We start from the raw sequence: 13,306 nt of genomic DNA on the forward strand, positions 1-13,306 counted from the left end.
CGGTGAATCTTCATCGCGTCATAGGGGGGCGCCCAACTCGAAAAAAAACGGCGTCTTGCCGGCCAGGGTTGTTTCAAACTCATGCCGTTCAAGGCGCTGCACCTGCAATCCCAGGACTCCGGGCAACCCGAGCAATGCGCAGGCCTGCTTATCTCTTTGTAGTTCCCGCTCGATGGCGCTTTCTGCGCCGGCAGGCAACTTGTCCCGGGCGATGACCACAAGCAGGCGGGCACCGCCAGCCTGTCTCTCAATCTGCATCTGCAGATCGACAGCGTGCAGATCGGGCAACGCTTGCCTGAGTACGCCGAGAACCTGCCGCTGAGTAATGATCGCGCCGCCCAGCTTGATCGAAGTCTCGACTCGTCCTTCCAGTTCGAGCACGGGGAACGGGCTGCCACAAGCGCAATTCGACCCTTGCCGCAGGATCTGCCCCCGATCACCAATCCGATAACGTAACAGCGGCACATGATCGGGTAGCAGGGGCGTCAACAGAAACTCGCCAGCCTCACCTTCGGCCACGGCTTGCAGGGTCAGCGGATCAACCACCTCAAGCAGCATTGCGTCGGCATGCAGATGATAGAAACCGTGCTCAAGGTGTTGGCACTGATAGCCAATGGGACCGGTCTCCGTCGAGCTGTAACCCAGCGACCGAATCTTGATGGCCGGCCAGTCCCTGGCCAATTGCTCGCGCAGCTGTTTACTGCAGGGTTCCCCGATGTAGTAGAGCCATCTCAGACTGGCCAACTGCTCGACGTCGATGTCTTGATGGTTAAACAGCGCCGCGGCAAATGACGGCGTGCAGATCAGCGCATCGACGGTTTGTGCATGAATCAGCTCGGCAATCCTCACAAGCCCCATCAGTGAACCGGCGGGCAACAGGCGTGCGCCAATACGCTCGACGAGCGCAGCCGCGTATTGAAAGGCCCCTTGCATTTCGCCGGCGGTCAGGCAATTGATGACAACTGCAGGACGCTCATCTGCGGTGCCAAACACCCGCGCGCCGAGCGACACGATACGGGCGTTGAACGCCCAGGAGTGGGTAATGTGTTTGCGCTGCCCGGTGCTACCTCCCGACGTCAGGGTCAGCCCACCGCCAGGCGCACAGTGGGAGGCCTGGGCCATTGCGCAAAACAACACACCGCCCAGATCGTCCTCGACCGCCTGCATCGGCAGTCGATGTAAATCTTGTGGACTCTGTACGTGGAGGATTTGCGGGCAAAGTGCGCGATACCAGGGCAAAGAACGCGCATAAGCCAGTTGACGGGCAAGGGCTTCACTCACTGTCAGGGGATCCCAGTCTGCAACCGCGCGGATTTCATCGTTCATCGCCATGTCCTCCCTGACGAATACCCAACTCATCGAAGCCGCCACTGATGGCACTGGCCAGTCGTTGTAGTTGGTCCTGGCCATGATTCGCGCTGATGGCCAGACGCAAAATCGCCTCACCTTTAGCCACCACGGGAAACAGTGCGGTGGTCACCGCGAAAGTCTCTCGACGCAGGTGCAGCGCCAGACGGATCGCATCTCGTTCGCCCCCGACGCGGACGAAACGAATAGGCGAGGCGACTTCATGATTGCCTAGCACCGGTCCGAGCAGACCGTCGATCAGCGCCAAATTTCGCCACAGGGCCGCCTGCAATTGCCCAAGCTCCGGCGAAAGGTGGATAGCCCCCGAGGCGACCGCCGCGCCAACACCGCCCATCGACAGAGGCCCGCCGAAGGTATAGGTCGACGCATGGCGTCGTATCAGTTCTGCATCAGCGGCCGAAAGCACGGTGATCGCTCCTCCGGTTGCCCCGAACGCCTTGGACAACGATGACAGGAGGATCAGGCGATGCCGCAGTCGCTCATCGGCCGCCATAAGGGCGTAACCGCCCCCGGCCACGCCATGGATCGAGGTGCCATGGGCGTCATCCGCATACAAATATCCTTCGAAGCGCTCTGCCAGTTGCAGCAAGCGGTTGATCGGATACAGACCGCGCATTGAACCGATGCTGTCGGTGAGGATGATCGGCGTGTTGCCAGCCGCTGCGGCTGTCGAACACAACTGCTCGACTTGTTGCACATCGCTGCAATCGCACCTTTGTACGGTGCCGAATTGCCACAGAATACCTTGCAGCACTTGCATCGAGGCATGGGCAGCCCGATCAACGATCCAGCAGGGACCACGACGCAAGGGGTAGGACGGCAGCTCACCGGATCCCAACAGCGGCAGACATCCCAGATGCGCGCTGCCCACCGAGTTGAAGGTGACGGTATGCCCCTGAAATATCTGGCTCAATTGCTCATCCAATGCACGCATCGGCGGCAGAAGTGCCCGGGTACGCGCTGCGGCGAATTGCACACCGAAGCACTCCACTGCATCCACCGCCCCCTGAATCAGGCGCGGGTCGCACTCCAGCCCGAGATATGAGCATGAGAGAAACTCGGTCAGTCGCTCGCCGTTGCTCAACTCGATGTCCTTGCCCTCGCGCCGCGCCAGCTCCAGGCCATTGAGTCCGGCATCGAACAATTGCTGCTGATCGTCGCGCGCCTGGCGGACACGATTTTTCAGCCAATTGACAGTCGGTTGCTGAGTGTTCATCGAGATACCTGCGAAGTTGTCGTCCGGCGATAGACCTGTACACGCCAGAGCTGGGTTTTTTCGCGTGCGATAGCGGCCTGGTGATCGCCACTGACATCGCAGAAGCCTGCACAATCGGGCTGAATAACGTGCAAATGTCCGCGTATGACCGTCAAAGCGTTCTCCGCCATGGACGGACGCAGTCGCTGCAAGACAGCAGCACCCGCGACGTCGGGCAGAAAGGAAGGCACGTCCGAGAGCGAGACGAAATCGACGTTTCTGTGCATGGCCACGCAGTCGAGAATGTCTGCCTGCACTACCCGCATCTCGCACTGTTGTTGTGCCTCACAGGCACGCTTGAAAATCTTCGGATCGCACTCCAGCGGGAAGCCCTGGGGATAGCGCAACTCACCGAAAAACAGCATTTGCAGGAAGAAACTCTTGCGCACGATTTGCGTAGTGAACAAGGCATGGAAAATCTGTAGATACGCATCCCTGGTACTGATACCGAGGTTGTTGGCTGGAAAAGCACCTTTGTAGAGCAGCGAATTGAGCACAGCTGCATTGCCAAGCAACGCAATCACGACCCTCCAGCGTTTGCGGGGAAAGCGGGTTCGGTAATAATCCGTTTGCTCGCCGAGGTGGCTGTACTGAAAAATTGCTCGACCGGCCTGGCCGGTAAACAGTCCATTGATTTTCGCCAACCGCTGCAACGTCTGTTCAAAAGCCCCCATGTAAATCGGTGCTTGCCAGCGCCGCGCCTGAAACAGGTCTGCCAACCAGCGGCGATCTTCCCGCGGCAGATCCAGGTGTTGAAAGATGGCTTGGCGTCGTGTCGTCAACGTCCCCGTCCGATACCCCATAAAGTCCATGAACGACTCGTGATCGGTCTGTCTCAGCAGGGCAAAGCGCAACCGCGTAAACGCCAGTTGCGGTGCACTGATATCGGTGCAGGTCATTCTTGCCGGTTTACGGGCCAGCAGTGGCAAAAGCCTTCCACCACTCCCTGCGACCCCCACAACATGCCCGGCACGCTTGGGCAGGATCGCGTATTCAAGCGCCGCGTCTTCATCTCCCAGCGCGTAATTCAAACGCTCGAAATAGTCAGCCATGCCTGCCTCCGTCCACCAAACCTGAAAATCGACGTGATGGCTTCATGATTTATCCACGGCGTGAAGGAAGTCGTAGCGGGGCGCGAGGCCGTTTTGCCAAGACTCATACTGTTCGTAAACGGCCTCAAGCATGTCGCCGGTCAGGCGCAAGCTGGTTTCCATCACCGTGTTAATGGCCTCCCAGTCGGCTTGACACTTACATGTGCGGCGCAGAATGAGCTTGATTTCATTGAAGTGTTCTATATCGATATCCGAGTGAGCGATAAAGAACGTCAGCTGGGCGGGGCTTAGTGCAAGTATTTCGCTTAGTTTACTGATGAGTGGCGTGATGAACTGGTAGGCGTTTTCTGCCCAGTAACTGTATCCAAGCCGTTGCAGCGGATTACCAGTAAAGGATATCCAGTACAAATAAGCGATCAGTACTTCGGTTTCCGGTAACGCTGGAGGAATATCAAACAGCTCATTTTTCAAGCCAAGACTCATGACATCGTGCAAGGCCATTTTTTCATGCCCTACTTCTTGCGCTGCATGTTCAAAACAGAATTTTGCATAGACCGGATTATCGGCATGGCGCACACCCACCAATCCCTGATTACGTGCATTGTGCGCGGTGTAGTGAAAGGTTTCGATCATGTAGATTGCATACAGCGCTTTGGAAACAGTCCCTTCGCGTATGGCTTTTACCAAGCGCGAGTTATCGAGAATATCGGACCAGGTCTTTTCGATGCGTTGATCAAGCAGGCTCAATTGTTGTTCAAAACTGACGGGCGCATTCATCGTGGTTCTCCAGTGGGTTGGCGGTGGCATGAACGGGTTGCTGAACAGCGGCGAGGATTTGCCCCCATTCAGCCGACAGCAACCAGTAGTCGCCGCGTGCACGTTGGTCGAGATGAAGAGCGTCGGCGCTGATCGGTGTCAGGCCAAAACGCTGAAACAGGCGCCGCTGTGGCGATCTGCAGAGGGCAGTGACGCCTCGATAACCGCGCTGGATCGCCCACTCGGTGGCAGCTGCCAGGAGTCCGTTGACCCAAACGGGTTGCTGGTTTTGCGAATGCGTGATCAGCCGGCTGAACTCGACATGGCGCGACAGCGCCACGGTAGGCGACAAATGCCGTTGCGCCAGCGATGCCCATTCAAAGGGCGATGGGGTCACCCTTAATACCGCCACCAGTTGATCGCATTGATAGAGCAGAAAGTGGGTACTGCGCGCGGGGATTGCCAGTTTGGTTTCCAGCAACCGGGCTCTGGACGTCAGCATGTAATGTTGCAGTCGAAGGCGAAATTGCCGCCCCATGAATCGATCAGGTTCTCGTGTGTCGGATCCCGCTTCAAGAATAACAATACGACAATTGTCATGATGACTGTTTACTGTCGCCTGAAGCACCTGCAGATAATCCGTGAGTTGTAAATCCGTAGTGTCCATTCCTTCTCCGCAGACGTTAACTTATCAAAGTTTTCTGAACGCATTGAAAGGATGGATGCTTTTAGAAATACCGCCACTGCGCTACTTCTGATAATGACGTGGGAAAAGTTACAGAGCTTTATCAATGGGTAACTTATCTGACACACGAAACAGGCAAAACTTAAACAAACCGTTGTAAGTTTAGAGTTCTATGGAGGATAAATCGCAGACAGAAGTAGTACTCCTCACCAATAAGGCTGAGGAGTACTCGATAGAGTGTTTTCGGGAAATACGTCAGTCGGGACGAATGACCTTACCGGAAGCCAGATCTCGAATGACGCTGGGGTTCTTGCGCCCGCCCAGTTGCCCGCCCAGTACCAGGTCGATTTGTCCCCGGAAGTACTGCTCGACGCGCAACCGCGTGCGCGCCGCCGGCCGGCCTTGCGGGTTGGCCGATGTCGAAATCAACGGCCCTACCATCGAGCATAAGTCCCGCACCTGCGGATGATCGCTGACGCGTAGCGCCACCGTGTCATGCACCCCGGTGACCCATTCCGGCAGCAGATTCTGGTGTGGCACCAGCCAGGTGTTCGGCCCCGGCCAAGTGCTGGCCATGCGGTCGATCCAGTCTTGCGGGAAGTCTTCGAACAGGAAGTCGAACTGGCGAATGTTGTCGGCGACCAAAATCAGGCCCTTGTCGACCGAGCGATTCTTGATCGCCAGCAGCCGATCCACCGCTTCTTCGTTCCACGGGTCGCAACCCAGCCCCCAGACGGCTTCGGTTGGATAGGCAATGACCGCCCCAGCGCGAATCTCTCGTGCGGCTTGTTGCACACGCCAACTGTTAACCATGAAAAAATCTCCGCAAACAGGTTTCGCGCAGTTTACCGATCTTCCTTGTAAAACCTAGCTCGTCCTCGCCAGCCAGCGACCGTTTTCACACACGGCGCGGCCATCCATTTCCAGTTCGGTCAGCGCCGCCAGCACTTTGGGTAACGCCCAGCCGCAGCTTTGCGCCAACGCTTCGCTGGTATGCGGTGCGGCGTGTAGCAGGCTCAGCAAGGGGTGATCCGTATCGGCCGGGTCTGTGGATAACGGCAAATGCTGCCAGCCCCGCAAAGCTTCGAGGATGTGTTCGATGGTTTCCACCAACACCGCGCCATCGCGGATCAACTGGTGACAGCCGCGCGCACCGGGGTGATGGATCGAGCCCGGGATCGCATAGACTTCGCGCCCCTGTTCCGCCGCCAGCCGCGCGGTGATCAGCGAACCACTGGCGACACTCGCCTCGACCACAAGCACGCCAAGGGATAAACCACTGATGATCCGGTTGCGTCGCGGGAAGTTGCTCGCGGTGGGGCCAGCATCCAGCGGAAACTCCGAAAGCACCGCGCTGCCCGAGGCAATCATCGCGTCAGCCAGTCTCCGATTGCGCTGTGGATAAAAATTTTCCAACCCCGTACCCAACACCCCGACCGTTTGCCCACCGACATCCAGCGCTGCCTGATGCGCAGCGGCATCAATGCCCAGCGCCAAGCCACTGGTGATGACAAAACCGGCCCCGGCCAGGCTGCGGGAAAACGCTGCGGCGGTGTCCATTCCCGGGCGCGACGCACGGCGGCTACCGACCATCGCCAGTTGCGGCCTCTCCAGAATCAGTGGGTCACCCGCCACGAACAACAGGGGCGGCGGATCGGGGATTTGCGCCAGCAAGGCCGGATAGTCCGGCTGGTCCCACATCAGCAAATGCTGACCCGGCCGCTCTAGCCAGCGCATTGCATGGCTGGCGCCGTCGCGCACGTCGGGACAGCGTCGCGCCTCGGCACACGCCGTCGGCAAACCCAGCGAGCGCCAGGCACTGGCCGGCGCGCTGATGGCTTTGGACGCCGAACCAAAGGCTTCGAGCAATTTGAGAAAGCGCTTCGGGCCGATTTCCGGCAAGCGGTGCAGGCGCAGGCGCGCTTCCAGTTCCGCAGGGGAAACTGGCGTGTAGACAGGCAGGGGCATGGATCATCCTTGATCGTTATAAGTCCCGAACCATTCGGAACAAGCTGTGGATAACTCTGTTGGTAACTTGTTAAGCAAGCTTATGGATTTCGCACTTTATCGAGCACCGCCAGCGAGCGCGATGCATTCAGCACCAGGCCGTAGCTGAGCTTGTCGTAAGTGCGGAACACCATCAGTAACCCGGCCCGTTCGTCGGGGATTTTCAGCGGTTGACCGGTGACGCGGTCGCGAACGGTTTCGCCGGTTTTCATCACGACCAATACGTTGCCTTCGGCCAGACCATCGCGCTTGCCTTTGTTCAGTGTGACGACGTCCATCACGCCGATCTGCGTGACGCCGCGCGGCACGTCGATGATCACGCCATTGATGTCGGTGGTCGGAGCACTGGGCATGAAGGTCGAATTGATCGAGCGCTCTTCGCCACTGAACAAGCGATCACCCAGGCGCACTTCCTGGGTGGTGCGTTGCAGGGCGAGGGTGGCGACGTCGCCTTCGGTGGCCACAATCTCACCGCCACCGATGTCGTCGGCGTTGATCCCGAGGAATTCCTTGGTTTGCGGATCGGTATAGACCTTGCCCTGACGGAAGATCCCGTAAACCGGTTGATTCGGATCGAAATGGCCACGGGCAAAGATCCGGTCGCCAGTGCCGCTGAGCACGCGCTCCGCGTCACCGGCGACGATGTACGGCGCCTTGTCGAAATCCTCGACCTTGTCGACGATGCGGTTGCTCAGCAGGAAGCTGTTGATCGATTTCAGCGGAATGCTCGGAATCGCCTCGGCCACCGGGCTGGTGCGAATGCGCGGTGACAGCTTGATGGTGCCGCGCGACTCGCCGCGATTGAGGGTCAGACGCGGCTGGCCGTTGACGTAGCTGAGCGTCAGCGTGTCGCCGGGATAGATCAGATCAGGGTTTTCGATTTGCGGGTTGGCCCGCCACAGTTGTGGCCATTGCCAGGGCTCGCGCAGGTATTTGCCGGAAATGTCCCAGAGCGTATCCCCCGAAACCACCGTGTATTGCTGTGGAAAACCATCCCTGAGTTGCACTTGCCCTTGCGCCGCGCCAGCCGAAGCCAACAGCAGCAGGGCGAGTAGTGTTTTCCTCATGCAGTGAATCCCTTTATCATGTGCGCTCGCGTGAACCGTCAGAGCCCCCGTGGCTCGCTTCTGCCAAATGCAGAAGCTACGCTTCACAACGGTAGCCTGCATCTTCGGACCTGCCAGGCCATCGACCCGACTTTACTCAATACGTGCAGCAATCAGCCTATGGCCATTTTAAACATCCTCGAATTCCCGGACCCGCGTCTGCGTACTATCGCCAAGCCTGTGGCCGTAGTGGACGACGAAGTGCGTCAGTTGGTCGATGACATGTTTGAAACAATGTATGAAGCGCCGGGCATCGGCCTTGCCGCGACCCAGGTCAACGTGCACAAACGTATCGTCGTGATGGATCTTTCCGAAGACCGTACCGAACCTCGGGTGTTCATCAATCCCGAGTTCGAATCGCTGACTGACGAAATGGATCAGTACCAGGAAGGCTGCCTCTCGGTGCCGGGCTTCTACGAAAACGTCGACCGCCCGCAGAAGGTCAGGATCAAAGCGCTGGACCGCGACGGCAAGCCCTATGAGCTGATCGCCGAAGGCCTGCTCGCGGTCTGCATCCAGCACGAATGCGACCACCTCAACGGCAAATTGTTCGTCGACTACCTGTCCACGCTCAAACGCGACCGGATCAAGAAGAAACTGGAAAAGCTGCATCGCCAGAACGCTTGATGCCCTCCTTCAAAGGCTTGCTGCGGCAAGCCTTTTTCTTTTTATGAGACCCCTTCATGACTGAGCCACTGCGCATCGTTTTTGCCGGCACCCCGGAATTCGCCGCCGAACACCTCAAGGCCCTGCTGAGCAGCCCTTACGAGATCGTTGCGGTCTACACCCAACCGGATCGTCCGGCCGGTCGCGGACAAAAACTGATGCCGAGCCCGGTTAAACAACTGGCGCTGGAAAATAATATCCAGGTGTTGCAGCCGCCGACGTTGCGCAACGCTGACGCTCAGGCTGAACTCGCCGCACTGAAGCCGGATTTGATGGTGGTGGTCGCCTACGGCTTGATCCTGCCGCAAGTGGTGCTGGATATTCCGCGTCTGGGCTGCATTAACAGCCACGCGTCGTTGCTGCCTCGCTGGCGCGGTGCGGCGCCGATCCAGCGTGCCGTGGAAGCGGGCGACGCCGAAAGCGGCGTGACCGTGATGCGCATGGAAGCGGGCCTCGATACCGGGCCGATGCTGCTCAAAGTCGTTACGCCGATCACTGCCGAAGACACCGGAGGCACTCTCCACGATCGCCTCGCCGAAATGGGCCCGCCAGCCGTGGTGCAAGCGATTGCCGGTCTGGCGACCGGAACGCTGGAAGGCGAAGTGCAGAACGATGAGCTCGCCACCTACGCGCACAAATTGAACAAAGATGAAGCACGCATCGACTGGAGCCGTCCGGCAGTTGAGCTGGAGCGACTGGTGCGCGCCTTCAACCCATGGCCGATCACCCACAGCACCCTCAACGGTGAAGCATTGAAAGTGCTGGCGGCGACACTCGCCGACGGCAACGGCGCCCCGGGTGAAATCCTCAGCGCCAGCAAGGACGGCCTGGTCGTCGCGTGCGGCGAACAAGCGCTGTGCCTGACCCGCCTGCAATTGCCCGGCGGCAAAGCACTGAATTTCAGCGACCTGTTCAACAGCCGTCGTGAGAAGTTCGCTGTCGGCACGGTGCTCGGCGCAGCGGTGGACGCGCAATGAACCCGCGTCTGGCCGCCGCCAAGGCACTCGCTGCCGTGCTCAGCGGCAAAGCCTCGCTGAACAGCTCTTTGCCGACACAACTGGACAAGGTCGAGGATCGCGATCGCGGTTTTACCCAGGATCTGGCCTTTGGCACCGCGCGCTGGCAGCCACGCCTGTCGGCGCTGGCGGAAAAGCTGCTGCAAAAGCCGTTCAAAGCCGCCGATGCTGACGTCGAAGCGCTGCTGCTGGTTGGCCTCTATCAACTGCTCTACACCCGCGTGCCGGCCCACGCCGCCATCGGCGAAACCGTCGGTTGCGCCGACAAGTTGAAAAAACCTTGGGCCAAGGGCTTGCTCAACGCAGTGCTGCGCAACGCACAGCGCGAAAGCGAAACGATTTTCGCCGAGCTGGAACGCGATCCGGTGGTGCGCACCGCCCACCCGCGCTGGCTGCAAAAATCCCTGAAGGCGTTCTGGCCTGAGCAATGGGAAGCGATCTGCGCGGCCAACAACGCGCATCCGCCGATGATCCTGCGAGTCAACCGCCGCCATCACAGCCGCGACGCCTACCTCGGTCTGCTGACCGACGCCGGCATCGCCGCAACCCCGTGTGTCTATAGCCGCGACGGCATCATTCTTGAAGCCGCCGCCGACGTGCGCAGCCTGCCGGGTTTCGCCGAAGGCTGGATCAGCGTGCAGGACGAAGCCGCGCAACTGGCTGCCGATCTGCTCGATCTGGCGCCAGGCCAACGGGTGCTCGACGCTTGCTGCGCACCGGGTGGCAAGACCTGTCACATCCTCGAAGCCGAACCGGCGCTGGCCGGCGTGGTGGCAGTGGATCTGGAAGCCAAGCGTCTGGTGCGCGTGAAGGAAAACCTCGAACGCCTCGGCTTGAACGCCGAGCTGATCGCCGCCGATGGTCGCGACATCGACAAATGGTGGGACGGCAAGCCGTTCCAGCGCATCCTGCTCGACGCGCCGTGCTCGGCCACGGGCGTAATCCGTCGCCATCCGGACATCAAGCTGACCCGTCAACCCGACGACATCGCCGCCCTCGCTTTGCTCCAAGGCGAGCTGCTCGACGCGATGTGGAAAACCCTCGAAGTCGGCGGCATCCTGCTTTACGCCACCTGCTCGACTTTACCGACCGAGAACACCGAAGTCATCGCCGCGTTCCTTGAACGCACAACCGGCGCCCGCGAGCTGGACCTGGCCACGACTGCCGGGATCAAACAGCCCCATGGTCGCCAATTGCTGGCCCAGCAGGGCGGGCACGACGGGTTCTACTACGCCAAGCTGATCAAGATCGCTGCTGCGCGCAGCTAAACGGATTCAACGGAGTGACTGGATGAAAATCATCATCCTCGGTGCAGGGCAGGTCGGCGGTTCGCTGGCCGAACACCTGGCGAGCGAAGCCAACGACATCACGGTGGTCGACACCGACGGCGAGCGCCTGCGCGACCTCGGCGACCGCCTCGACATCCGCACCATTCAGGGCCGTGGTTCGCTGCCGTCGGTGCTGCGCCAGGCCGGCGCCGACGACGCTGACATGCTGGTGGCGGTGACCAACAGCGACGAGACCAACATGGTCGCCTGCCAGGTCGCCCACACGCTGTTCCACACTCCGACCAAAATCGCCCGGGTACGCGAAGCGTCCTACCTCAACCGCGAAGAGCAGCTGTTCCAGAACGAAGCGATTCCGGTCGACGTGCTGATCAGTCCCGAGCAGGTGGTGACCAACTACATCAAGCGCCTGATCCAGCATCCCGGCGCCTTGCAGGTGATCGACTTCGCTGACGGTGCGGCGCAACTGGTCGCGGTACGCGCTTACTACGGCGGGCCATTGGTGGGTCAGCAACTTCGTCAGTTGCGTGAACACATGCCGAATGTCGAGACTCGCGTAGCAGCGATTTTCCGCCGTGACCGGCCGATCCTGCCCCAGGGCGACACCGTGATCGAGGCCGATGACGAAGTCTTCTTCATCGCCGCCCGTGAGGACATTCGCGCGGTGATGAGCGAAATGCGCCGTCTCGACGAAACCTACAAACGCATCGTCATCGCTGGCGGCGGGCAGATCGGCGAACGTCTGGCCGAGGCTATCGAAAGCCGTTATCAGGTGAAGATCATCGAGATGAACCCGGCGCGCTGCCGCTATCTCTCCGACACCCTCGACAGCACCGTGGTGTTGCAGGGCAGTGCCTCGGATCGCGATTTGCTCCTGGAAGAGAACATCGCCGACGCCGACATCTTCCTCGCGCTCACCAACGATGACGAAGCCAATATCATGTCGTCGCTGCTGGCCAAACGGCTGGGGGCGAAGAAGGTGATGACCATCATCAACAATCCGGCTTACGTCGACCTGATTCAGGGCGGCGACATCGACATCGCCATCAGCCCGCAACTGGCAACCATCGGCACCTTGCTGGCCCACGTGCGCCGAGGCGATATCGTCAGCGTGCACTCACTGCGTCGCGGTGCGGCGGAAGCCATTGAGGCGATTGCCCACGGTGATGCGAAGTCGAGCAAAGTCATCGGCAAGCCGATCGAGAAAATCGGCCTGCCGCCGGGCACCACCATCGGCGCGGTGATTCGCAATGAACAAGTGATCATCGCCCACGACGACACGGTGATCGAAGCGGGCGACCATGTGATTCTGTTCCTTGTGGATAAAAAGCATATTCGCGACGTGGAGAAGCTGTTTCATGTGGGGTTGAGCTTCTTCTGATCCTAAATCTGCGTTGTTTGAGATGGCCTCTTCGCGAGCAAGCCCGCTCCCACATTTGGAATGCATTCCTCCTGTGGGAACGGGCTTGCTCGCGAAGACGGCCTCACTAAACCCCGTCAACACCTGACACTCCCACGAAAGGAATCCACCCATGCTCGAATCCCTGGAAAAAATGCTCGCCAAGGGTGTGGATAACTCATTGCTGCGCTTCGGCCTGGGCAAGGGTTACCTGGACTTGGGTGAAAACGCCAAGGCTGCCGAGCATTTCCAGCGCTGTGTCGGCTTCGATCCGAAGTACTCGGCGGCCTGGAAACTGTTAGGCAAGGCGCAACTGGCGCTGGGCGATCACGCCGCCGCGCGGCAGGCATGGGAACAAGGTCTGGAAGCAGCCCGCGCCCACGGCGACAAGCAGGCCGAGAAGGAAATGACCGTATTTCTGAAGAAGCTTGATCGTCAGGCGCAATAACCTACAGGTAGCGCAGGCCGATACCTTCGGCATCCACGGTCACCACTTCCATCCGCACGCGCGGCGCGCCTGTGGGTAAACCCTGCACCTGCCCATAAACCACAGCGCCCTTGGGCAATGACGCCAGACCCGGATGCTGCACAAACACCCCGGTGGGCGTCAGATTGCGCGTCTGCCCGAGGCATTCGCCGAAGCTGTCGTGGGTAATCTTGATACGAAACGACTTGCGGTGTTCGGACATCTGCTGCGCCCTTGTATGAAC

At 59.6% G+C, this 13,306-nt stretch carries 14 protein-coding genes; 5 read left to right on the forward strand and 9 right to left on the reverse strand.

The annotated features are described in order from the left end of the window. Positions 1-18 precede the first annotated feature (18 nt). The 8 genes from CKW18_RS24205 to CKW18_RS24240 all read right to left on the reverse strand — a co-directional run bounded on the left by CKW18_RS24205 (position 19) and on the right by CKW18_RS24240 (position 8,190). Positions 19-1,326: a phenylacetate--CoA ligase family protein gene (locus CKW18_RS24205; RefSeq protein ID WP_095191099.1), complete on the reverse strand. Its 1,308-nt coding sequence runs from the start codon at positions 1,324-1,326 to the stop codon at positions 19-21. Further along, the gene (locus CKW18_RS24210; protein WP_095191100.1) at positions 1,316-2,584 is read right to left on the reverse strand and encodes an aminotransferase class I/II-fold pyridoxal phosphate-dependent enzyme; all 1,269 of its coding nucleotides are present in this window, start codon (positions 2,582-2,584) and stop codon (positions 1,316-1,318) included. The genes CKW18_RS24205 and CKW18_RS24210 overlap by 11 nt, the downstream gene beginning before the upstream one ends. Next, positions 2,581-3,675, reverse strand: a complete 1,095-nt coding sequence (locus CKW18_RS24215) for a DUF3419 family protein (RefSeq protein WP_095191101.1) — start codon at positions 3,673-3,675, stop codon at positions 2,581-2,583. The genes CKW18_RS24210 and CKW18_RS24215 overlap by 4 nt, the downstream gene beginning before the upstream one ends. A 42-nt stretch (positions 3,676-3,717) precedes the next feature. Then, positions 3,718-4,452, reverse strand: a complete 735-nt coding sequence (locus CKW18_RS24220) for an iron-containing redox enzyme family protein (protein ID WP_095191102.1) — start codon at positions 4,450-4,452, stop codon at positions 3,718-3,720. Continuing rightward, positions 4,430-5,098, reverse strand: coding sequence for a hypothetical protein (locus tag CKW18_RS24225; protein WP_095191103.1), 669 nt, complete (start codon positions 5,096-5,098; stop codon positions 4,430-4,432). The genes CKW18_RS24220 and CKW18_RS24225 overlap by 23 nt, the downstream gene beginning before the upstream one ends. A gap of 273 nt (positions 5,099-5,371) precedes the next feature. After that, entirely contained in the window at positions 5,372-5,929 is a 558-nt protein-coding gene (locus tag CKW18_RS24230) for an L-threonylcarbamoyladenylate synthase (protein ID WP_095191104.1), read from the reverse strand. 54 nt (positions 5,930-5,983) lie between these two features. Then, complete coding sequence (gene dprA / locus CKW18_RS24235) at positions 5,984-7,084, reverse strand: DNA-processing protein DprA (RefSeq protein WP_095191105.1); 1,101 nt, start codon at positions 7,082-7,084, stop codon at positions 5,984-5,986. A gap of 80 nt (positions 7,085-7,164) precedes the next feature. Continuing rightward, positions 7,165-8,190, reverse strand: a complete 1,026-nt coding sequence (locus tag CKW18_RS24240; protein WP_095191106.1) for a LysM peptidoglycan-binding domain-containing protein — start codon at positions 8,188-8,190, stop codon at positions 7,165-7,167. Between the two features lie 159 nt (positions 8,191-8,349). On the opposite strand from CKW18_RS24240, the gene def reads away from it, so the two are divergent. From def to CKW18_RS24265, 5 genes are all read left to right on the forward strand, one after another. Then, on the forward strand, positions 8,350-8,856 hold the full coding sequence (gene def, locus CKW18_RS24245) for a peptide deformylase (protein WP_095191107.1): 507 nt from the start codon (positions 8,350-8,352) through the stop codon (positions 8,854-8,856). Positions 8,857-8,912: 56 nt separating this feature from the next. Then, positions 8,913-9,872: a methionyl-tRNA formyltransferase gene (gene fmt / locus CKW18_RS24250; protein WP_095191108.1), complete on the forward strand. Its 960-nt coding sequence runs from the start codon at positions 8,913-8,915 to the stop codon at positions 9,870-9,872. Further along, positions 9,869-11,179 (forward strand): 16S rRNA (cytosine(967)-C(5))-methyltransferase RsmB, encoded by a 1,311-nt coding sequence (gene rsmB / locus CKW18_RS24255; RefSeq protein WP_095191109.1) that lies wholly within the window; start codon positions 9,869-9,871, stop codon positions 11,177-11,179. The genes fmt and rsmB overlap by 4 nt, the downstream gene beginning before the upstream one ends. A 22-nt stretch (positions 11,180-11,201) precedes the next feature. Further along, positions 11,202-12,578: a Trk system potassium transporter TrkA gene (gene trkA / locus CKW18_RS24260; protein ID WP_095191110.1), complete on the forward strand. Its 1,377-nt coding sequence runs from the start codon at positions 11,202-11,204 to the stop codon at positions 12,576-12,578. A 151-nt stretch (positions 12,579-12,729) separates the two neighbouring features. Continuing rightward, positions 12,730-13,044 (forward strand): tetratricopeptide repeat protein, encoded by a 315-nt coding sequence (locus tag CKW18_RS24265; protein ID WP_027610275.1) that lies wholly within the window; start codon positions 12,730-12,732, stop codon positions 13,042-13,044. Between the two features lies 1 nt (position 13,045). On the opposite strand, the gene CKW18_RS24270 is transcribed toward CKW18_RS24265, so the two are convergent. Then, entirely contained in the window at positions 13,046-13,285 is a 240-nt protein-coding gene (locus CKW18_RS24270; RefSeq protein ID WP_095191111.1) for a pilus assembly protein PilZ, read from the reverse strand. Positions 13,286-13,306 lie beyond the last annotated feature (21 nt).

The organism is Pseudomonas sp. Irchel 3E19, assembly GCF_900187585.1.
GTDB lineage: Bacteria > Pseudomonadota > Gammaproteobacteria > Pseudomonadales > Pseudomonadaceae > Aquipseudomonas > Aquipseudomonas baetica.

What these genes read in the sequence shown, in the direction of transcription:
- CKW18_RS24220 (WP_095191102.1), bottom strand. Translation starts at nt 4,452, where the DNA reads ATGAATGCGCCCGTCAGTTTTGAACAACAATTGAGCCTGCTTGATCAA.
- trkA (WP_095191110.1), top strand. Translation starts at nt 11,202, where the DNA reads ATGAAAATCATCATCCTCGGTGCAGGGCAGGTCGGCGGTTCGCTGGCC.
- CKW18_RS24270 (WP_095191111.1), bottom strand. Translation starts at nt 13,285, where the DNA reads ATGTCCGAACACCGCAAGTCGTTTCGTATCAAGATTACCCACGACAGC.
- CKW18_RS24225 (WP_095191103.1), bottom strand. Translation starts at nt 5,098, where the DNA reads ATGGACACTACGGATTTACAACTCACGGATTATCTGCAGGTGCTTCAG.
- dprA (WP_095191105.1), bottom strand. Translation starts at nt 7,084, where the DNA reads ATGCCCCTGCCTGTCTACACGCCAGTTTCCCCTGCGGAACTGGAAGCG.
- CKW18_RS24240 (WP_095191106.1), bottom strand. Translation starts at nt 8,190, where the DNA reads ATGAGGAAAACACTACTCGCCCTGCTGCTGTTGGCTTCGGCTGGCGCG.
- fmt (WP_095191108.1), top strand. Translation starts at nt 8,913, where the DNA reads ATGACTGAGCCACTGCGCATCGTTTTTGCCGGCACCCCGGAATTCGCC.
- CKW18_RS24265 (WP_027610275.1), top strand. Translation starts at nt 12,730, where the DNA reads ATGCTCGAATCCCTGGAAAAAATGCTCGCCAAGGGTGTGGATAACTCA.
- rsmB (WP_095191109.1), top strand. Translation starts at nt 9,869, where the DNA reads ATGAACCCGCGTCTGGCCGCCGCCAAGGCACTCGCTGCCGTGCTCAGC.
- CKW18_RS24210 (WP_095191100.1), bottom strand. Translation starts at nt 2,584, where the DNA reads ATGAACACTCAGCAACCGACTGTCAATTGGCTGAAAAATCGTGTCCGC.
- def (WP_095191107.1), top strand. Translation starts at nt 8,350, where the DNA reads ATGGCCATTTTAAACATCCTCGAATTCCCGGACCCGCGTCTGCGTACT.
- CKW18_RS24215 (WP_095191101.1), bottom strand. Translation starts at nt 3,675, where the DNA reads ATGGCTGACTATTTCGAGCGTTTGAATTACGCGCTGGGAGATGAAGAC.
- CKW18_RS24205 (WP_095191099.1), bottom strand. Translation starts at nt 1,326, where the DNA reads ATGAACGATGAAATCCGCGCGGTTGCAGACTGGGATCCCCTGACAGTG.
- CKW18_RS24230 (WP_095191104.1), bottom strand. Translation starts at nt 5,929, where the DNA reads ATGGTTAACAGTTGGCGTGTGCAACAAGCCGCACGAGAGATTCGCGCT.